At 63.0% G+C, this 19,955-nt stretch carries 17 protein-coding genes and 6 tRNA genes; 1 reads left to right on the top strand and 22 read right to left on the bottom strand.

All coding sequences use genetic code 11. The annotated features are described in order from the left end of the window. Window positions 1–32 precede the first annotated feature (32 nt). Window positions 33–109, bottom strand: a tRNA-Arg gene (locus AAHK21_RS21125). A gap of 74 nt (window positions 110–183) precedes the next feature. Then, a complete protein-coding gene (gene phnN / locus AAHK21_RS21120; protein ID WP_367858240.1) occupies window positions 184–807 on the bottom strand; it encodes a phosphonate metabolism protein/1,5-bisphosphokinase (PRPP-forming) PhnN in 624 nt (207 codons plus the stop codon). A gap of 345 nt (window positions 808–1,152) precedes the next feature. Between phnN and AAHK21_RS21115 the strand changes: the two genes are divergently transcribed. Further along, window positions 1,153–1,479: an Arc family DNA-binding protein gene (locus AAHK21_RS21115; RefSeq protein WP_003254499.1), complete on the top strand. Its 327-nt coding sequence runs from the start codon at window positions 1,153–1,155 to the stop codon at window positions 1,477–1,479. A 65-nt stretch (window positions 1,480–1,544) separates the two neighbouring features. Here AAHK21_RS21115 and mgtE read toward each other — a convergent pair whose 3' ends face one another. From mgtE to AAHK21_RS21015, 20 genes are all read right to left on the bottom strand, one after another. Then, window positions 1,545–2,987: a magnesium transporter gene (gene mgtE, locus AAHK21_RS21110; protein ID WP_263160367.1), complete on the bottom strand. Its 1,443-nt coding sequence runs from the start codon at window positions 2,985–2,987 to the stop codon at window positions 1,545–1,547. 400 nt (window positions 2,988–3,387) lie between these two features. Next, a tRNA-Arg gene (locus AAHK21_RS21105) sits at window positions 3,388–3,464 on the bottom strand. 72 nt (window positions 3,465–3,536) lie between these two features. After that, window positions 3,537–3,613, bottom strand: a tRNA-Arg gene (locus AAHK21_RS21100). A 72-nt stretch (window positions 3,614–3,685) separates the two neighbouring features. Further along, window positions 3,686–3,762 (bottom strand) — tRNA-Arg (locus AAHK21_RS21095). A gap of 70 nt (window positions 3,763–3,832) precedes the next feature. Beyond that, window positions 3,833–3,909: transfer RNA gene (locus tag AAHK21_RS21090), tRNA-Arg, on the bottom strand. A gap of 48 nt (window positions 3,910–3,957) precedes the next feature. Next, window positions 3,958–4,048 (bottom strand) — tRNA-Ser (locus tag AAHK21_RS21085). A 72-nt stretch (window positions 4,049–4,120) separates the two neighbouring features. Next, the gene (gene csrA, locus AAHK21_RS21080) at window positions 4,121–4,309 is read right to left on the bottom strand and encodes a carbon storage regulator CsrA (RefSeq protein WP_003254503.1); all 189 of its coding nucleotides are present in this window, start codon (window positions 4,307–4,309) and stop codon (window positions 4,121–4,123) included. Between the two features lie 168 nt (window positions 4,310–4,477). Next, complete coding sequence (locus AAHK21_RS21075) at window positions 4,478–5,713, bottom strand: aspartate kinase (protein WP_028691060.1); 1,236 nt, start codon at window positions 5,711–5,713, stop codon at window positions 4,478–4,480. A gap of 83 nt (window positions 5,714–5,796) precedes the next feature. Then, the gene (gene alaS, locus AAHK21_RS21070) at window positions 5,797–8,421 is read right to left on the bottom strand and encodes an alanine--tRNA ligase (protein WP_367858239.1); all 2,625 of its coding nucleotides are present in this window, start codon (window positions 8,419–8,421) and stop codon (window positions 5,797–5,799) included. Between the two features lie 303 nt (window positions 8,422–8,724). Then, complete coding sequence (astE, locus tag AAHK21_RS21065) at window positions 8,725–9,732, bottom strand: succinylglutamate desuccinylase (RefSeq protein WP_046854626.1); 1,008 nt, start codon at window positions 9,730–9,732, stop codon at window positions 8,725–8,727. A gap of 10 nt (window positions 9,733–9,742) precedes the next feature. Further along, window positions 9,743–10,033, bottom strand: coding sequence for a hypothetical protein (locus AAHK21_RS21060; protein WP_011534960.1), 291 nt, complete (start codon window positions 10,031–10,033; stop codon window positions 9,743–9,745). 14 nt (window positions 10,034–10,047) lie between these two features. Continuing rightward, window positions 10,048–11,397, bottom strand: coding sequence for an N-succinylarginine dihydrolase (astB, locus tag AAHK21_RS21055; protein WP_367858238.1), 1,350 nt, complete (start codon window positions 11,395–11,397; stop codon window positions 10,048–10,050). Window positions 11,398–11,420: 23 nt separating this feature from the next. Next, on the bottom strand, window positions 11,421–12,884 hold the full coding sequence (astD, locus tag AAHK21_RS21050) for a succinylglutamate-semialdehyde dehydrogenase (RefSeq protein WP_367858237.1): 1,464 nt from the start codon (window positions 12,882–12,884) through the stop codon (window positions 11,421–11,423). After that, complete coding sequence (gene astA, locus AAHK21_RS21045; RefSeq protein ID WP_046854623.1) at window positions 12,885–13,913, bottom strand: arginine N-succinyltransferase; 1,029 nt, start codon at window positions 13,911–13,913, stop codon at window positions 12,885–12,887. Between the two features lie 55 nt (window positions 13,914–13,968). Further along, on the bottom strand, window positions 13,969–14,988 hold the full coding sequence (aruF, locus tag AAHK21_RS21040; protein WP_046854622.1) for an arginine/ornithine succinyltransferase subunit alpha: 1,020 nt from the start codon (window positions 14,986–14,988) through the stop codon (window positions 13,969–13,971). 140 nt (window positions 14,989–15,128) lie between these two features. Then, window positions 15,129–16,349, bottom strand: a complete 1,221-nt coding sequence (locus tag AAHK21_RS21035; protein WP_367858236.1) for an aspartate aminotransferase family protein — start codon at window positions 16,347–16,349, stop codon at window positions 15,129–15,131. Between the two features lie 328 nt (window positions 16,350–16,677). Beyond that, window positions 16,678–17,658, bottom strand: a complete 981-nt coding sequence (argR, locus tag AAHK21_RS21030; protein WP_038706575.1) for a transcriptional regulator ArgR — start codon at window positions 17,656–17,658, stop codon at window positions 16,678–16,680. 102 nt (window positions 17,659–17,760) lie between these two features. Further along, complete coding sequence (locus AAHK21_RS21025) at window positions 17,761–18,525, bottom strand: ABC transporter ATP-binding protein (RefSeq protein ID WP_023630946.1); 765 nt, start codon at window positions 18,523–18,525, stop codon at window positions 17,761–17,763. A 22-nt stretch (window positions 18,526–18,547) separates the two neighbouring features. Further along, the gene (locus tag AAHK21_RS21020) at window positions 18,548–19,246 is read right to left on the bottom strand and encodes an ABC transporter permease (RefSeq protein WP_046854620.1); all 699 of its coding nucleotides are present in this window, start codon (window positions 19,244–19,246) and stop codon (window positions 18,548–18,550) included. Continuing rightward, complete coding sequence (locus tag AAHK21_RS21015) at window positions 19,243–19,932, bottom strand: ABC transporter permease (protein WP_023630944.1); 690 nt, start codon at window positions 19,930–19,932, stop codon at window positions 19,243–19,245. Before AAHK21_RS21015 ends, AAHK21_RS21020 begins: the two co-directional genes overlap by 4 nt. Window positions 19,933–19,955: the final 23 nt, after the last annotated feature.

Below are 19,955 nucleotides of genomic sequence, written 5' to 3'. Positions count from 1 at the left end.
ACACACTGGACTATGAAAACCAAAAGGGGAAATGGCGTCCCAGGCAGGATTTGAACCTGCAACCTTCCCCTTAGGAGGGGGATGCTCTATCCAATTGAGCTACTGAGACACTGCAGCCAACAGCGGACGCTGTACGGCGGGGACGGCGAGCATGTTAACCAGCATGTACGCATTTGTCATGTATCAATCGGGCATTATGCACGTCGGTCTTTTTCCCTGCGTGTCAGCGATAACGCCTTCGGCGTGCAACAGTGCGATCAAGGCCTCGACCGCACCGGCCAACGGCCCGGAATTGTCCACGACATGCACGCCGGGATCATAGGCCTGCAGCCTGAAGTTGCGGGCCAGGCGCTGCTCGATCTGCTCGGTGCTCTCCCGCCCCCGGGCCAGCAAGCGCTGGCGCAGCACCGGCAGCGAAACGACCAGCCCCACGGCCACGAGGTCGGGATAGCGCTGCCGGGCAATCGGCAGGTACGCCCGCGAACCGTTGACCAGTACCGAGCGCCCCACAGCGAGCCACGCATCCAGCTGCACAGGGATGCCGTAGCGCAGGCCATTGGCCTGCCAGTCCAACGCAAAGGCCCCCGCTTCGCGCATCACCTCGAAACGTTCGGCGCTCACGCCATGCGCGGCTTCTCCCTTGGCTTCGGCAGAGCGCGTGATGACCCGTCGGGCGACTTCGACCCCCTGGGCGGACAATTGCTCACGAGCCGCCTCGAGCAGGGAATCTTTTCCTGAACCAGACGGTCCCATGAGGAATATCAGGCGCCCCCTTGAGGCCGCCCCACCGCTTGCGTCATATTGCATAGCCACTATGCTCAATGTATGGGAAACCAGCGCATTTGATGATTTTCCCTAACCCTTTGCTGTCTTTTACCAGATTTTGACGGCATTTGTCTGACACCTGTGCAATTCGATGAATGTGAAACTTTTCAAACCAGTGCTCATTTCTGATAATTGGTACTGGCAAAAAGCCTTTATCGAGATCACTATTTGTCACAGAATTGACGCCAAGGAAACGGCGACCATGAGGCAAGATGAAGAACCAAAATCACATCACGGTTGAACATTTTGTCGTCGCCGCGGTCGTACTTCCACCGTGCGGCCAATTTGAGAACCGCTCCCCTGAACCAGAACAACCGGTCAATTTATATGCGCCCAATGAAACAGGCTATCTACTCCAGCCGCACCGCTGACAAGTTTGTCGTCCGCCTGCCAGACGGGATGCGTGAGCGCATTGCCGAGGTAGCGCGCAACCATCACCGCAGCATGAACTCCGAGATCATCGCCCGCCTGGAGCAGAGCCTTATCCAGGAAGGCGCTCTGGGTGACGAGCTGAGCATGCGCCTGGACAGCCCAGAGCTCAGCCTTCACGAACGCGAACTGCTGCAACGCTTCCGCCAGCTGTCCCACCGCCAGCAGAATGCGCTGGTCGCCCTCATCGCTCACGATGTGGAAATGGCCGCCGACGCGTCCTGATCCTGCCAAGCGCACACAAAAAAGCCAGCGTAAGCTGGCTTTCTTGTTTCTGGCGTTCCGTCGACCTACATCAGGAACAACGTTGCCAGGCCGAGGAAGATGAAGAACCCACCACTGTCGGTCACGGCAGTGATCATCACGCTCGACCCCATTGCCGGATCTCGGCCCAGGCGCGTCAGCGTCATCGGGATCAGTACACCCATCAGCGCTGCCAGCAGCAGGTTCAAGGTCATCGCGGCGGTCATGACCAGCCCCAGTGACCAGCTACCGTACAGCCAGAACGCCACCACCCCGATCACACCGCCCCAGACCAGGCCATTGATCAACGATACCGCCAGCTCCTTGCGCATCAGGCGGCTGGTGTTGCCTGGAGACACCTGGTCCAGCGCCATGGCGCGAACGATCATGGTAATGGTCTGGTTGCCGGAGTTACCGCCGATGCCGGCAACGATCGGCATCAATGCCGCCAGGGCCACCAGCTTCTCGATGGAGCCTTCGAACAGGCCGATCACCCGCGACGCGACAAACGCAGTGATCAGGTTGATGGCCAGCCAGGCCCAACGGTTGCGCAGCGAGCGCCAGACCGAGGCGAAGATGTCTTCCTCTTCGCGCAGACCGGCCATGTTGAGCACTTCGCTCTCACTTTCCTCACGGATCAGGTCGACCATCTCGTCGATGGTCAGGCGGCCGATCAAGCGCTCTTTCTTGTCCACCACAGGGGCGGAGACCAGGTCGTATCGCTCGAAAGCCTGAGCCGCGTCGTAGGCATCTTCCTCGGGGTGAAAGGTCACCGGGTCATTGGCCATGACCTCCGCGACTTTCTTGTCCGGGTCGTTGACCAACAACCGCTTGATGGGCAGCACGCCCTTGAGAATACCGTCGTAATCGACCACGAACAGCTTGTCGGTGTGCCCTGGCAGCTCTTTGAGCCGGCGCAGGTAGCGCAATACCACTTCGAGGCTGACATCTTCGCGGATGGTGACCATCTCGAAGTCCATCAACGCACCGACCTGCTCCTCGTCGTAGCTCAGGGCCGAGCGCACACGCTCGCGCTGCTGAGCATCGAGGCTCTCCATGAGTTCATGGACGACGTCGCGGGGCAATTCCGGAGCCAGGTCGGCGAGTTCGTCGGCGTCCATCTCCTTGGCGGCCGCCAGCAACTCGTGATCGTCCATGTCGGCGATCAGGGTCTGGCGCACGGCATCGGAGACTTCAAGCAGGATGTCGCCGTCACGGTCGGAGCGCACCAGCTGCCAGACCGTCAGGCGATCGTCCAGTGGCAGGGCTTCAAGGATGTGGGCGATGTCTGCGGGGTGCAGGTCGTCGAGCTTGCGCTGCAACTCGACCAGGTTCTGGCGGTGGACCAGGTTTTCCACCAGGTCATGGTGATGACCTTCCTGACGGTGCGTCAGGTCCTCGACCACCCGCTGGCGCTGCAACAGTTCGATCACCTGGGCCAGGCGATCCTGCAGGCTGTCTTGGGTTTTCTTTACTTCGATTTCGGTCATAGGCGAACTCCACTCCCAGCAGCGGAGCACGCCGGGAGAATCAATCGGTCAGATCTGTCTGTATGAAGCGTGTTAGCGAGTAACTACTGGGTAAGTCCATGGTGGTATTCCACAAGCCCCGGCGGGGCTGACGGGCGCAATCATACACTGTGCAAGCTGTCGGATCGCTTAAATTTTTGGCTAGAACAATCGTTTGCGCGCTAAAGCTGTGACAACGCTCGAAGCCATCAGTGCGACGGTTGCTCTGGCGTTAAAAGCACATTCGTTTTGTGTCGACTCGATCTACAGCTGCAGATCCTTGCAAGGATCACCTACAGCAGTAGCTTAGATGGACATCTGCGACAATTCAGCGCATACGGAAAACAAAAAGCCCGCTCAAATGAGCGGGCTTCTTGATGTATGGCGGACTCAGCAGGATTCGAACCTGCGACCGCTCGGTTCGTAGCCGAGTACTCTATCCAGCTGAGCTATGAGTCCGTGGTGGTAGTTTTAGGCCAGATTACCACTGGCTTGTTGAAGCGTCTTTGCAAGCAGAGCCACTTCAAAAAGTGGCGGACTCAGCAGGATTCGAACCTGCGACCGCTCGGTTCGTAGCCGAGTACTCTATCCAGCTGAGCTATGAGTCCGTGGTTGGTAGTTTTAGGCCAGGTTACCACTGGCTTGTTGAAGTGCCTTTGCAAGCAAAACCACTTCAAAAGTGGCGGACTCAGCAGGATTCGAACCTGCGACCGCTCGGTTCGTAGCCGAGTACTCTATCCAGCTGAGCTATGAGTCCGTGGGGTAGTTTTAGACCAGGTTACCACTGGTTGATTGAAGCAGCCTTGCAGGCAAAGCCACTTCAAAAGTGGCGGACTCAGGAGGATTCGAACCTCCGACCGCTCGGTTCGTAGCCGAGTACTCTATCCAGCTGAGCTATGAGTCCGTGTCTTGCTGTGCCATTCGGATCGCTTGAAGCGCTCCAGGCAAATAATGGCGGTGAAGGGGGGATTCGAACCCCCGATACCCTTATGAGGTATACTCCCTTAGCAGGGGAGCGCCTTCGGCCACTCGGCCACCTCACCGCAACACGAGGCGAATATTAAACACACCCTTCCTCGTTTGCAACCCTTTTTTTGAAAAAAACTTCAAAAGAATTAAAGGCTTGGCTCCTCGTCCTTCTCTTTCTTGATCCGCAGGTAGATTTCCTCGCGGTGAACGGCCACTTCTTTCGGCGCGCTCACGCCGATACGCACCTGGTTGCCTTTGACACCCAGGACCGTCACGGTGATCTCACCGTCACCAATGATCAGGCTCTCGGCGCACCGACGAGTCAGAATCAGCATAGTTTTCTCCTCACATGAATCTTCAGGGACAACAGTCTTTGAAAAGCAGGGCCTGGCCGGGGACGACGGCACTGGCCCGGATCGACCGCCACGGCTGCCTGGACAGGGACAGCCGCCGCGACCAGAAACGCGAAGGGCGCGGCAAGCCGCGCCCCTCCAGGCAGCGTGTCACTCACCCTGTCGGGCAGGAGCATCGAGCTCGAACGCGGTGTGCAGCGCGCGTACGGCCAGCTCCAGGTACTTCTCTTCGATCACCACCGAGACCTTGATCTCGGAGGTGGAGATCATCTGGATGTTGATGCTCTCCTTGGCCAGGGCCTCGAACATGCGGCTGGCAACGCCCGCGTGGGAACGCATGCCGACGCCGACGATCGATACCTTGGCAATTTTGGTGTCGCCGATCACTTCACGCGCGCCGATCTCGCGGGCGGTGTTCTCCAGCACGCTCAGCGCCTTCTCGTACTCGTTGCGGTGCACGGTGAAGGTGAAGTCGGTGGTGTTATCGTGCGAGACGTTCTGCACGATCATGTCGACTTCGATGTTCGCGGCGCTGATCGGGCCGAGGATCTTGAAGGCAACGCCTGGGGTGTCCGGGACGCCACGAATGGTCAGCTTGGCCTCATCACGGTTGAAGGCGATACCGGAAATGATCGGCTGTTCCATGGATTCCTCTTCATCGATGGTAATGAGGGTACCCGGACCCTCCTTGAAGCTGTGCAGCACGCGCAGCGGGACGTTGTACTTGCCGGCGAACTCCACCGAGCGGATCTGCAGCACCTTGGAGCCGAGGCTGGCCATTTCCAGCATTTCCTCGAAGGTGATCTTCTCCAGGCGCTGGGCCTGGGGCACGACACGCGGGTCGGTGGTGTAGACGCCATCGACATCGGTGTAGATCTGGCACTCGTCGGCTTTCAGGGCCGCGGCCAGGGCCACACCGGTGGTGTCGGAGCCGCCACGACCGAGGGTGGTGATGTTGCCGTGCTCGTCGACACCCTGGAAACCGGCAACCACCACGACACGGCCAGCCTTGAGGTCGGCGCGGATCTTCTGGTCGTCGATCTGCAGGATGCGCGCCTTGTTGTGCGCGCTGTCGGTGAGGATGCGCACCTGGTTACCGGTGTAGGACACCGCCGGCACGCCGCGCTTCATCAGGGCCATGGACAACAGGGCGATGGTGACCTGCTCGCCGGTCGAGACGATCACGTCCAGCTCGCGGGGTTCGGGCTTGTCGGTGATCTGCTTCGCCAGGTCGATCAGGCGATTGGTTTCCCCGCTCATCGCCGACAGCACGACCACCAGGTCGGTGCCTTGCTCGCGGAATTTCTTGACCTTGTCGGCAACCTGCTCGATCCGCTCGATGGAACCGACAGAGGTACCGCCAAATTTCTGTACGATCAACGCCATTTCAAAGGTGCCTCAGCCCTAAAGGGCCCCAAAAAACAATCCAACATGAAACGGCCGGCGACTAGACCGCCGGCCGCCTCATCTCAAAGTCCCTGCTCGGCGAACGGCACTGCCAGGGCCAGGGCCTTGTCCAGCGCGGCGACGTCGACGCCACCACCCTGGGCCATGTCAGGGCGACCGCCGCCCTTGCCACCGACCGCCGCAGCGGCTTGTTTCATCAGATCGCCAGCCTTGAGTTGGCTGGAGAGGTCCTTGGTCACGCCAGCCACCAGCACGACCTTGCCCTCATGCTCGCTGCCCAGCAGGATCACTGCATGGCCGAGCTTGTTCTTCAGCTGATCGACGAGCGCCAGCAGGGCCTTGCCATCCTGCCCATCCAGGCGGGCGGCGAGGACCTTGGCACCCTTGACCTCAACGGCCGCGTTGGAGAGATCATCCCCGGCGGCGCTGGCGGCCTTGGCCTGCAGCTGCTCGAGCTGCTTTTCCAGCTGGCGGTTGCGCTCGAGCACAGCCGACAGCTTGTCGATCAGGTTGTCGCGGTTGCCCTTGACCAGCTGCGCGGCTTCCTTGACCTGCTCTTCGGCAGCGTTCAGGTAGGCCAGCGCGGCGGCGCCGGTGACCGCTTCGATACGGCGCACGCCAGAGGCCACGCCGCCCTCGCTGATGATCTTGAACAGGCTGATGTCGCCGGTGCGCTTGGCATGGATGCCGCCACACAGCTCGACAGAGAAGTCACCGCCCATGCTCAGCACACGCACGGTGTCGCCATATTTCTCACCGAACAGCGCCATGGCGCCCTTGGCCTTGGCGGTTTCGATATCGGTCAGTTCGGTCTCGACCGGGGTGTTCCTGCGCACTTCGCGGTTGACGATGTCTTCCAGGGCCTTGATCTGCTCTGGCTTGACCGCCTCGAAGTGGCTGAAGTCGAAACGCAGGCGCTGGCTGTCGACCAGCGAGCCCTTCTGCTGCACGTGATCGCCCAGCACCTGGCGCAACGCTTCGTGCAGCAGGTGAGTGGCCGAGTGGTTCAGCGAGGTGGCGTGTTGCACCTCGGCATCGACCTTGGCCTCGACCGGCGAGCCGATGACCAGCGCACCGCTGGCGACCACGCCGTGGTGCAGGAAGGCACCACCGGTCTTGGTGGTATCGCGCACGTCGAAGCGTGCGGCGCCGGCCTGCAGGTAGCCGCTGTCGCCGACCTGGCCGCCGGACTCGGCGTAGAACGGCGTGCGGTCGAGCACGACCACGCCCTCCTCGCCTTCGCCCAACTGGTCGACCGACTGACCATCCTTGTACAGGGCGACGATCTTGCCTTGCCCTTCGGTAGTGTCGTAGCCGAGGAAATCGGTGGCGGTGTCGACTTTTACCAGGCTGTTGTAGTCCATGCCGAAGGCGCTGGCGGAACGGGCACGCTCGCGCTGGGCTTCCATTTCACGCTCGAAGCCGGCTTCGTCGATGGTCAACTCGCGCTCGCGGGCGATGTCGGCGGTGAGGTCCATGGGGAAGCCGTAGGTGTCGTACAGCTTGAACACCACGTCGCCCGGGACGACCTTGCCCTGCAGTTGCGCCAGGTCCTGCTCGAGGATACGCAGGCCCTGCTCGAGGGTCTTGGCGAACTGCTCTTCCTCGGTCTTGAGCACGCGCTCGATGTGCGCCTGCTGGCTCTTCAGCTCAGCGAAGGCTTCGCCCATCTCGGCCACCAGGGCGGCGACGATCTTGTGGAAGAAGCTGCCCTTGGCGCCCAGCTTGTTGCCGTGGCGGCAGGCGCGGCGAATGATGCGGCGCAGCACGTAGCCACGGCCTTCGTTGGACGGCAGCACGCCGTCGGCAATCAGGAAGCCGCAGGAACGGATATGGTCGGCGACCACTTTCAGCGATGGCTGGTCATCGTTGCTGCAGCCGATGGCTTCGGCGGCGGCGGCCAGCAGGCTCTGGAACAGGTCGATCTCGTAGTTCGAGTGCACGTGCTGCATCACCGCACTGATGCGCTCCAGGCCCATGCCGGTGTCCACCGAGGGGGCGGGCAGCGGGTGCAGGACGCCGTCGGCGGTACGGTTGAACTGCATGAAGACGTTGTTCCAGATCTCGATGTAGCGATCGCCGTCTTCTTCCGGCGAGCCGGGTGGGCCGCCCCAGATGTCGGCGCCGTGGTCATAGAAGATCTCGGTGCACGGGCCGCACGGGCCGGTGTCGCCCATGGTCCAGAAGTTGTCGGAGGCGTACGGGGCGCCCTTGTTGTCACCGATGCGCACCATGCGCTCGGCCGGCACGCCGACTTCCTTGGTCCAGATGTCGTAGGCTTCGTCGTCGCTGGCGTAGACGGTGACCCACAGCTTTTCCTTGGGCAGGTTCAGCCACTTGTCCGAGGTCAGGAAGGTCCAGGCGAAGGTGATGGCATCGCGCTTGAAATAGTCGCCGAAGCTGAAGTTGCCCAGCATCTCGAAGAAGGTGTGGTGACGGGCGGTGTAGCCGACGTTTTCCAGGTCGTTGTGCTTGCCACCGGCGCGCACGCACTTCTGGCTGCTCACGGCGCGGGTGTAGGCGCGCTTTTCCTGGCCGAGGAAGCAGTCCTTGAACTGGTTCATGCCGGCGTTGGTGAACAGCAGGGTCGGGTCATTGCCCGGGATCAGGGAGCTGGAGGCAACGCGAGTATGTCCCTGCTCTTCGAAGAAGCGGAGGAAGGCTTCACGGATTTCTGCGCTTTTCATAGGTTCTTCCACGGAAACGGCGGCCACACGTCGAATCGACGAAACGACGGCAAAGGGCCGCATTATATCGGTCCTGCAGTCTCGGTGCAGTGTGTTTATGCGATAGAAACCGTCGATTGGACGGCTTGCAGGGCTAAAGCAATTGAAAACGGCATGACCGCGATGCTATCGCCAGCGTTTCGCTACTGGCAAGCCAATTACGGTCCCGGAGCGGGGAAAATTAACAGGTTGGTGAATTAAAAGAATTTCATCACCGAAGGGATCCAAAATCGCAGGCGCGGGCTTGCCCCGCGCCTACGGGTATCAGGCCAGGCGTTGCCCCGAATCCGGGACGATCAGGATGCCGGCGCGCAGCCCGTTCTTCACCTTGGGGTTGGGGAAGATGATCCGTGCGCCCTCCTCCTCCACCACCCAACGCGTCTCGGCCAGGTCCTCGGCCAGCAGATCGCCCTTTTTCAGCTCGGAAAAGTTTTCGATGTCCGCCGGCAGGTGCAGGCGGAAGCTGTCGCTGTGCTTGATGATCTCGCGGGCGACACTGAATAGCTTGAGGCCATCCAGGGACTGCTCGGTCTGCGGCTCGGCATCTTCGATGAGCTGGATCAGACGCGCTTCGAGCCTGTCGAGGTTGACCTCCTCGTTCTGCCCGAACGGTCGCGCCTTGCCGAGCTCCAGGGTGAAGGCCTCGGCATCGAGCTGCTCATAGGTGAAGGCACTGAAGGTGATCGACGACTTGCTCTGCAGCAGCACCGCCTCCATGCCGGCCGCTGCCAGACGCGCCAGCTCTCGACGGGAGTGCAGGCGCCCCTCCTTGTAGGGGTACAGCGCGAACTGCTCGATCTTCGACCCGCGAATGGCAGTATGCAGGTCGTAGTGCAGGCGGGTGCGTTCGGGCTTGCTGAAGAACACCCGGGCGAACTGTTCGAGTTCGGCGGCGCGCAGCGCCTCGAAGCCACTGGAGAGTTCATGCCGGCCATTGAACAGACGGTTGATGTCCTGCTCGATGAAACGCTCACCCTTGCGGATCGCCGCCGGGTTACCGAACAGGAACAGCACCCGCGCACGTGGCTTGATCTTGCCGTTGGCCACGCCGTGCAGCAGCCTTTCGAGCAACTCGATCGGCGCTGTCTCGTTGCCATGGATACCGGCCGACAGCAGCAGGTCGAGCCCGCAATCCTCACCTTCGGGCGGGCGCACTTCCAGCGCACCCTCCCCCAGCCAGCGCAAACGCACGCCCCGGGTGGTCACTTGGGTCTTCTCGGCCGGTTCGTGATCGGTCAGGGTCAGCTCAAGCAGTTTGCCAAGGGCGAGCATAGGCGCTTCCTTAGTGGTGGTGGCCGCAGTCCGGGCCGTGGACGTGGTCGTCGTCACCGGCGACATCGGCCGGTTCCATTTCCAGTTGCAGGCTGACCAGGTTGGTGGCCATCGGGCGCAGCAGCAGGTTGGCGTACTCGGTGTCGTCTTCCTCGACATCGACGCCGATCAGCAGCTGGCCGCGACCGTCCTGCTGGATCCACACCTCCTTGCCTTGCCAGACCACGGCAAAACGGGTGCACGAGGTTTCAAGCTGGGTGCCGTCTTCATCTTCCAGGATCAGGCGCAGGGCGTCGGACATTGCAATTTCTCTCTTCAAGGTTGGCGTTGGAACGGATAGACCGAACCCAGCTTGAGGATCTGGGTCAGTTCATCCAGTGCCGTGCGGCATTCCACCAGCAACTGCGGGTCGGCCAGGTCCGCCTCGCCGAGGCGATCGCGGTAGTGCTTGTCGACCCATTGCACCAGGGTGTCGTACAGCGGGGCGGTCATGATAACGCCTTGGTTGACCGCCGCCAGTTCGTTTTCCTTCAACGCCACGCGCAGCCGCAGGCAAGCCGGGCCACCGCCGTTCTGCATGCTCTGCTTGAGGTCGAACACCTTGACCTCCTTCACCGGGCCGCCCTGGCTGGTCAGTTGCCCCAGGTACGCCCAGACCCGCTCGTTGTTGCGGCACTCTTCCGGCACCACCAGCAGCATCGAGCCGTCTTCGCGGCTGAGCAACTGGCTATTGAACAGGTAGGAACGCACTGCGTCCTCCACCGTCACCGCCGCACGCGGCACGCAGATGCCCTGGAAGCGGCCACCCTTGCTGGCCAGTTTAGCCTGCAGCTGGCCAAGCACCGCATCGGTCTCGAGGAAGGCGTCCTCGTGGTAGAACAGCACTTCGCCATTGCCTACCGAGATCACGTCGTTGTGGAACACGCCCTGGTCGATCACTGCCGGATTCTGTTGAGCGTAGACCACGCCATCATCGCTCAGCCCATGCAGGCGGGCGACGGCCTGGGAAGCCTCCAGAGTCTGGCGCGCCGGGTACTTCTGCGGCGCGGGGTAGCGGCTGTCGAAGGCGCTGCGGCCATAGACGAAGAACTCCACCCCCGCTTCGCCATAGGCACGGCAGAACCGCGTATGGTTGGCCGCGCCTTCGTCACCGAACTGCGCCACGGCCGGCAAGGCCTGGTGATGAGCGAAGTGCTTGTCATCGCTGAACATGGCGCCCAGCACCCGGCTGGTGGTCGGGTGCTCGATGCTGCGATGGTACTTGCAGTTCAGGTTGGCGGCGGTGAAGTGCACACGACCGTCCGCAGTGTCGGCACTAGGGCTGACAGTGGCGGCGTTGGCCACCCACATGCTCGACGCCGAGCAGCTGGCGACCAGCAGCGGCATGGCTTCCTTGGCGGCACGCTGGATCACTTCGGCATCATTGCCGGTGAAACCCAGGCGGCGCAATGCGGCGACATCCGGGCGCTCCTGCGGGGCCAGCACGCCCTGCTTGAAGCCCATTTCCATCAGCGCCTTCATTTTCGCCAGGCCCTGGCGCGCCGCCTCGCGCGGGTTGGAACCCTGCTGGCTGTTGCTCTGCGAGGCCACGTTGCCGTAGGACAGGCCGCCGTAGTTGTGGGTCGGCCCCACCAGGCCATCAAAATTCACTTCAAAGGATTTCATCGGCAAGGCTCCGAGACCTGTTGTTATAGGGTGACGCCCGGCGTCAGGGTCGCCGGCAGTACGAGGTTCGCGGTCTCCAGCGAAGCCACGGGGTAGGCGCAGTAGTCCGCCGCGTAGTAGGCGCTGGCGCGGTGGTTGCCGCTGGCACCGACGCCACCGAACGGCGCACTGCTGGCGGCGCCGGTCAGTTGCTTGTTCCAGTTGACGATGCCGGCGCGGCTGCGCAGCCAGAAGTGCTGGTAGCGGGCGTTGGAGTCCGACAGCAGGCCGGCGGCCAGGCCGTACTGGGTGTTGTTGGCTTCCTCGATTGCCGCATCGAAATCGGTGTAGCGGATAACCTGCAGCAATGGGCCGAAGAATTCCTCGTCCGGGCGCCCGGTTACCGCAGTGACGTCGATGATGCCGGGGGTAAGCAAGGCGGCGTCAGCCTGCGGTTGGGTCATCTCCAGCAGCGCCACGGCGCCCTTGCCGAGCAGTTCGGCCTGGGCCGCCAGCAATGCGCGTGCCGCCTGCAGCGAAATCACCGAACCCATGAACGGCGCGGGCTGCTGATCAAATGCGCCGACACTGATGCTGCGGCTCACCTCGACCAGGCGCTGGATCAGCCCGTCACCCCAGGCGCCCTGCGGCACCAACAGGCGGCGGGCACAGGTGCAACGCTGGCCGGCGGAGATGAAGGCCGATTGGATGATGGTGTACACCGCGGCATCCAGGTCCTTGACCTCGTCAACCACCAGCGGGTTGTTGCCGCCCATCTCCAGGGCCAGGATCTTGTCCGGGCGGCCGGCGAACTGCTGGTGCAGCAGGTTGCCGGTACGGCTGGAACCGGTGAAGAACAAACCGTCGATACCCGGGTTGGCGGCCAACGCCACGCCGGTCTCACGGGCGCCCTGGACCAGGTTGAGCACACCAGCCGGCAACCCGGCCTCGATCCAGCACTGGACCGTCAGCTCGGCAACCTTGGGGGTCAGCTCGCTGGGCTTGAACACCACGCAATTGCCGGCCAGCAGCGCCGGAACGATATGGCCGTTGGGCAGGTGACCGGGGAAGTTGTACGGGCCGAACACCGCCACCACGCCATGGGGCTTGTGGCGCAGCACCGCAGTGGCGTCGGCCAGCGGACCGCTCTTCTCGCCGGTACGCTCGCGGTAGCTCTGCACCGAGATGGCGACCTTGTTGACCATGCTGGTCACTTCAGTGGCCGATTCCCACAGCGGCTTGCCGGTTTCCTCGCCAATGCAGCGCGACAATGCCTCGGCATTGGCCTTGAGCTTCTCGGCGAAGGCCTCCAGCACGCTGATGCGCGCCTCCAGGCTCAGCGATGCCCAGCCAGGGAACGCCTGGCGGGCAGCCTGCACGGCATTCTCTACCTGCGCGGCATCGGCGCCCTGCCCTTGCCAGATCACCGCCTGGGTGACGGGGTTGAGCGACTGCAGGCCTTCGCCCTGGCCAGCCAGCCATTGGCCGGCAATGTAATGCGTATTCATTTACTGGGCCTCCCGACCGGCAGACAGTGGCACGGCGCGCACGTTGTCGCCTGCGCCCAGGCGCAGGCGCTTGGCGGTCTGCGGATCGACCACCAGGGTGCCTGCGGCCAGGCGCGCCGGCGCGGCCGTGATGCGGCAGTCTTCGCGCTTGCGGTTGTGGATGATGAAAGGGGTGGCGTCGTCGCCTGGTGTACCAACGGCCAGCACCAGGGTCTCGCTGTCGCGCACGGCGCGGATCTTCGAGGTCTCGCACTCGATGGCGGGGCCTGCGTCGAAGATGTCGACGTAGCCCTGGTAGTTGAAACCTTCGCGCTTGAGCATGGCCAGCGCCGGCTCGGTATCGGCGTGCACGCGGCCGATGACGTTGCGCGCCGCTTCCGAAAGGAAGCAGGTGTACAGCGGGAACTTGGGCATCAGCTCGGCGATGAACGACTTGTTGCCCACGCCGGTGAGGTAGTCGGCCTGGCTGAACTCCATCTTGAAGAAGTGCCGGCCCAGGCTTTCCCAGAATGGCGAACGACCTGCCTCGTCGGACATGCCGCGCATCTCGGCGATGATCTTGTTGCCGAACAGCTGCGGGAACTCGGCGATGAACAGCATGCGCGCCTTGGACAGCAGACGCCCGTTGAGCCCGCTGCGGTAATCGCTGCGCAGGAACAGCGAACACAGCTCGGAGTTGCCGGTCAGGTCGTTGGCCAGGAACAGCGTGGGAATCTCGCGATAGATGTTCAGCTCCTGGGAAGCGCTGACGGTCAGGCCAACCCGGTAGTTGTACCAGGGCTCGCGCAGGCCGACAGCGCCGGCGATGGCGCTGATGCCGACCACCAGGCCCTCGTCGTTCTCCAGCACGAACAAGTAGTCGGTGTCGCCGCGCTCGGCTTCGCCACGGAAGCTCTTTTCCGCCCAGCCGACCCGCTGGCCGAGGCGCTCCTCGTTGGCAGGCAGGGTGGTCAGCCCGGTAGTGCCGGTGCTGCGGGCCAACTCGATCAGCGCGGGTAAATCGCTGCTGCGTACAGGACGAACGATCATGCTATCTCCTTGTGCGGCGGTCTGTGCCTGCCGCGAAACTCTCTGTTGCGGCGGTTCAGACCGCGACCAGGCGCACACTGGCGCCCTCGCCGACACCCAGGGCCTCGGCAGCTTCGCCGCTGAGGCTGACCGGCTTGCCCGGCACCCAGTCCAGTTCCAGCAGCACGGCGCGGTAGTCCTGCAACTGGCCATTGCACACCAGGTACGGACGGCCGCCCTTGATCACTGCGTCGTCGAGCTTGACCGGCACCACCCGGCTCTGGGCAATGGAGCGAATGCCTGAAGCGCGGGCATGCAGGGTTGGGCCACCGTCGAAGATGTCGATGTAGTGTTCGGTCTCGAAGCCTTCGCGCATGAGGATGTCGAAGGTGATCTGCGCCCGCGGATGCACCTGGCCCATGGCTTCCTGCGCGGCATCCGGCAGCAGCGGCACGTAGATCGGATAGTGCGGCATCAGTTCGGCGAGGAAAGTACGGCTCTTCAGGCCGCACAGGCGCTCGGCATCGGCATAGTTGAGGTCGAAGAAGTTGCGGCCGATGGCGTCCCAGAACGGTGACTCGCCCTGCTCGTCGCTGTAGCCGACGATCTCGGTGACCACCGACTCGGCGAAGCGCTCCGGGTGCGAGGCCATGAACAGCAGGCGGCCACGCGAGTTGAGTTCGGCAAAGGCGCTGGTCACCAGCTCCGGCACCACGTAGAAGCTGGTCAGCAGGCTATTGCCGGTAAGGTCGTGGCACAGCGACAGGACGTGGATCTTGTTGTGGATCTTCAGCTCGCGAGAGGCGTGCACGAAGGTCTCGTTGCGGAAGCTGTAGAACGGCTCGGAGTAGCCGGCCGAGGCGACGATGGCCGAACAACCGACCAGCTTGCCGGTGGCGCTGTCCTCGAGCACGAAGAAGTAGCTCTCCTCGCCGTTGAAGCTGACCTCGGCGGCGAAAGAGGTTTCCGACGCGGCGATCTTGTCGCCCAGGCGGCCAGCATCGTCCGGCAGCGAGGTGACACCAATGGGGCTGTCGGCAGCCATGCGCTGCACTTCGTTCAGATCAGCCATTTGCGCGGGGCGCATCACCAGCATGGTGTCACTCCTTTCGGGAAAGCGCACCGATCACCTCGGCACGAAAAAACGGCGGGCACGCGCCACTACCTGCAAGCAGGTGCCCGCACTGGAATCAGGTATCGCCGGCCTCGCTCGAGGCCGGCGACAGAACCGCAGGATCAGCCCTGGGTCAGTTTGCGCACAGCGCGCTCGAAGCGCTCCAGGCCTTCATCGATATCGCTGTCCTCGACCACCAGGCTCGGGGCGAAGCGCACGACATCGGGACCTGCCTGAAGGACCATCACGCCTTCCTTCTCGGCGGCGTTGAGGATGTCCTTGGCCTTGCCCTTCCAGGCGTCACTGAGCACGCAGCCGATCAGCAGGCCGACACCGCGCACCAGGGTGAACAGGCCGGTTTCCTGGCCGATCTTCTCCAGGCGGGCCTTGAAGCGCTCATGCTTGGCCTTGATGCCCGCCAGGGTTTCCGGAGTGTTGACCACATCGAGCACGGCGCAGGCGACGGCACAGGCCAGCGGGTTGCCGCCGTAGGTGGTGCCGTGGGTGCCGACGGCCAGGTGCTTGGCCAGGTCGCTGGTGGTCAGCATCGCGCCAATCGGGAAGCCGCCGCCCAGGCTCTTGGCACTGGTCAGGATGTCCGGAGTGACGCCGTAATGCTGGTAGGCATACAGCGAGCCGGTACGGCCGACGCCGGTCTGCACTTCATCGAAGATCAGCAGCGCGTTGTGCTCGTCGCACAGCTTGCGCGCGCCTTCCAGGTAGGCCTTGTCGGCCGGCACCACACCGCTCTCGCCCTGGATCGGTTCGATGACCACGGCGCAGGTCTTGTCGGAGATCTGCGCCTTCAACGCTTCCAGGTCGTTGTACGGCACGTGGCTGATGCCGGTGATCTTCGGCCCGAAGCCATCGGAGTACTTGGGCTGGCCACCGACGCTGACGGTGAACAGGGTGCGACCGTGGAAGCTGTTAACGGTGGCGATGATCTCGTGCTTCTCGGGGCCGAAACGGTCATGGGCGACACGACGGGCCAGCTTGAAGGCGGCCTCGTTGGCCTCGGCGCCGGAGTTGCAGAAGAAGGCGCGCTCGGCAAAGGTCGCGTCCACCAGCTTATGCGCCAGGCGCAGGGCCGGCTCGTTGGTGAACACGTTGGAGACATGCCAGAGGGTATTGGCTTGCTCGGTCAGCGCCTTGACCAGCGCCGGATGGCAGTGGCCGAGTGCGTTGACCGCGATGCCGCCGGCGAAGTCGATCAGCTCGCGCCCGGACTGGTCCCATACTCGGGAGCCCTCGCCTCGCACAGGAATGAAGGCCGCCGGGGAGTAGTTGGGAACCATGACCTGGTCGAAATCGGCACGTTGCACCGGGGCTTGCTCAACGGACATCTGAGTCTCCTGAAGAGGAACGCTGGCCTGGAAGTGGCGAGCGATGAAGGGATTGTAAGGACTGATCGGCGCCTGTCCTTGCTGCCAGGCGACAACTTGTTACAGCGCCAAACCGAGTTTTCACGCGGTTTTCGGCAATGCGACAAACAGTGTCGCAATCGCGCAGTGTAACGGCAGCAGGGGGTGGCGGGGAGATGCTCGGTGAGAATTGGGTGAACGAGTGTTCACATATACAAATCGCATCGCGGGACAAGCCCGCCCCCACCAGCAATACACTGCGCGAGAGCGGGCTTGCCCCACGCTAGCGTCTTCGCTGGCAGGGAGGTCTTCAGCCGCGCTCGGCCGGCGCCGAACTCAGCTCGAACGGGCTGCTGTTACGTCGCTGGTTACGGTCTTCGCGCGGCGTGGCGCCGAAGAAATTGCGGTACGCGCTGGAGAAATGCGGCCCGGAGGAGAACCCGCAGGACAGGCCGATCTGGATGATCGACTTGCTGGTCTGCATCAGCATCTGCCGCGCCTTGTTCAGGCGCAGCTCCAGGTAGTACTGGCTGGGCACGCGATTGAGATACTGCTTGAAGATCCGCTCCAGCTGGCGGCGGGACACGCACACATGCTGGGCGATCTCGTCGGTGGTCAGCGGCTCTTCGATGTTGGCCTCCATCAGCAGCACCGCCTGGGTGAGCTTGGGGTGGCTGGAGCCCAGGCGGTTCTGCAGCGGGATGCGCTGGCGCTCGCCACCTTCGCGAATGCGCTCGACCACCAGCTCTTCCGACACCGCGCCGGCCAGTTCCGCCCCATGGTCCCGGGCCAGCACCGCCAGCAGCAGGTCGGTCACCGCCATGCCGCCGCAGGCAGTCAGGCGATCCCGATCCCAGTCGAACAGATGGCTGGTGGCGATCACCTTGGGGAAGCGCTCGGCAAAATCATCCTGCCAGCGCCAATGCACCGCGGCGCGGTAGCCGTCGAGCAGGCCCAGCGCCGCCAGCGGATAAACCCCGGCCGACAAGCCGCCGATCATGCACCCGCTGCGCGCCAACTGCTTGAGCGCGGCGGACAATGCCGAACCGATCGCCGCCGGCGGCTCATCAGCCAGCAGGAACAGTTTGTGATAGCCCTCCAGGCGTCCGGCCCACGCTTCGCCCGGCAGACGCCAGGCGCCCTCCTGCCCGGCCTCGGCCTGCAGGAAGGACATTGTGTAGACCACGTCCGGATGCACCCGCTGGGCCACCTGCAACACCTCTTCGGCCAACGCCAGGGTCAGCGGCTTGGTGCTGGGCCAGATGAGAAATCCGATTCGCTGGGTGGTCATAGGGCGTGGTCCGAAACCTGAAAAGGAGGGTCGCGCTTGTGGCGCCGGGTCATGCTGCGTGCGTTGCGCAGCATGCCCCATCATGGTGCAAAAGTGCAGCCTTTACTTCAGGCTGCCGGAAAGGAACTGCTTGAGGCGCTCAGACTGTGGATTGACCAGCACTTCACGCGGGCAGCCCCGCTCTTCCACCAGGCCCTTGTGCAGGAACACCAACTGGTTGGAAACCTCGCGGGCAAAGCCCATCTCGTGGGTGACCACCACCATGGTGCGGCCTTCCTGGGCCAGCGATTGCATGACCTTGAGCACATCGCCCACCAGTTCCGGATCCAGCGCCGAAGTCGGTTCGTCGAACAGCATCACCTCCGGCTCCATGGCCAGGGCGCGGGCAATGGCCACACGCTGCTGCTCGCCACCGGACATGTGCCCGGGGAACGCGTCCTTGCGGTGAGATACGCCGACCTTGGCCAGGTAGTGCTCGGCCTTCTCCAGCGCTTCCTTCTTGTTCACGCCCAGCACGTGCACCGGCGCCTCGATGACGTTTTCCAGCGCGGTCATGTGCGACCACAGGTTGAAGTGCTGGAACACCATCGACAGGCGCGAACGCATGCGCTGCAGCTGCTTCGGGTCGGCAGCCTTGAGCGCGCCGTCCTTGCCGGCAACCAGCTTGAGCTCTTCGTTGTTGAGCAGGATCTTGCCCGCGTGCGGTTGCTCGAGCAGGTTGATGCAGCGCAGGAAGGTCGATTTGCCCGAACCGCTGGAGCCGATGATGCTGATCACGTCGCCTGCCTTGGCTTCGAGAGAGACGCCCTTGAGCACCTCATGGCTGCCGTAGCGCTTGTGCAGGTCTTGGATTTGGAGTTTGTACATACTGTCGGATCTCACAGAGCGGTCAGTGCTTGCGCGGCGCCAGGTAACCGAGCCAGCGGCGTTCGGCCATCTTGAACAGGCGCACGAGGATGAAGGTCAGGCACAGGTAGAACACGCCCGCCGTGATGTAGGCCTCGAAAGGCAGGTAGTACTGGGCGTTGACCGTGCGCGCGGCACCGGTGATGTCGATCAGGGTGACGATCGACGCCAGGCTGGTGGTCTGCAGCATCATGATCACTTCGTTGCTGTACTGCGGCAGCGCCCGGCGCAGCGCCGAAGGCAGCAGGATGCGGCGGTACATCTTCATGCGCGACATGCCGATGGCCTTGGCCGCCTCGATCTCGCCATGGGGCGTGGCCTTGAGGCTGCCGGCGATGATCTCGGCGGTGTAGGCGCTGGTGTTGACGGCGAAGGCCAGGCAGGCGCAGAAGGTCGCGCTGGACAGCCACGGCCAGAAGATGCTCTCGCGCACCGCCTCGAACTGGGCCAGGCCGTAGTAGATCAGGAACAGCTGCACCAGCATCGGCGTGCCGCGGATGACGTAGGTGTACAGCCAGGCGCTCATGTTCACCAGCGGCTGTTTCGAGACGCGCATCAGGCCAAGCGGGATGGCCGCCAGCAAGCCGAACAGCAGCGACAGCGCCAGCAGCTTGAGGGTGGTCAGCAGCCCGCCCAGGTACAGCGGCATGGCTTCCCAGATGACGTTGTAGTCGAAGATCATAGTTCAGCCGCCTTGACGCCCACCGAGTAGCGCTTCTCGAGATACTTCAGCGCCAGCAGCGAGACACTGGTCAGCACCAGGTACAACGCCGCCACCGCGAGGAAGAAGGTGAAGGGTTCGCGGGTGGCGTCCGCCGCCTGCTTGGCCTTGAACATCATGTCCTGCAGGCCGACCACCGAAATCAGCGCGGTCGCCTTGGTCAGCACCAGCCAGTTGTTGGTGAAGCCCGGAATCGCCAGACGGATCATCTGCGGCACCATGATGCGGAAGAACACCTGGACACCGCTCATGCCGTAGGCCGCGCCCGCCTCTGCCTGGCCCTTGGGGATGCCGAGGAAGGCACCGCGGAAGGTTTCCGACAGGTACGCGCCAAAGATGAAGCCCAGCGTGCCGATGCCGGCGACCAGGGGATTGAGGTCAATATAGTCGTCATAGCCGAGCAGCGGCGCCACCCGGTTGAGGATGTCCTGGCCGCCATAGAAGATCAGCAGGATCAGGACCAGGTCAGGGATGCCACGGATCACCGTGGAGTACAGATCCCCCAGCCAGGCCAACCAGCGCACCGGCGACAAACGCAGCGCCACGCCGATCAGGCCGAGGACGATGGCCAGGGCCATCGACGACAAGGCGAGCTGCAGCGTCAGCCACGCCCCGTCGAGGATGACTGCCCCATAGCCTTTCAACATGATTCGGATTCCTCAGGGCTTGG

Origin of the sequence: Pseudomonas sp. TE50-2, assembly GCF_040813665.1 — a bacterium.
GTDB classification, from domain to species: domain Bacteria; phylum Pseudomonadota; class Gammaproteobacteria; order Pseudomonadales; family Pseudomonadaceae; genus Aquipseudomonas; species Aquipseudomonas soli.
The sequence above is the reverse complement of the archived record's forward strand: the minus strand, read 5'-3'. Positions and strand labels throughout refer to the sequence as shown.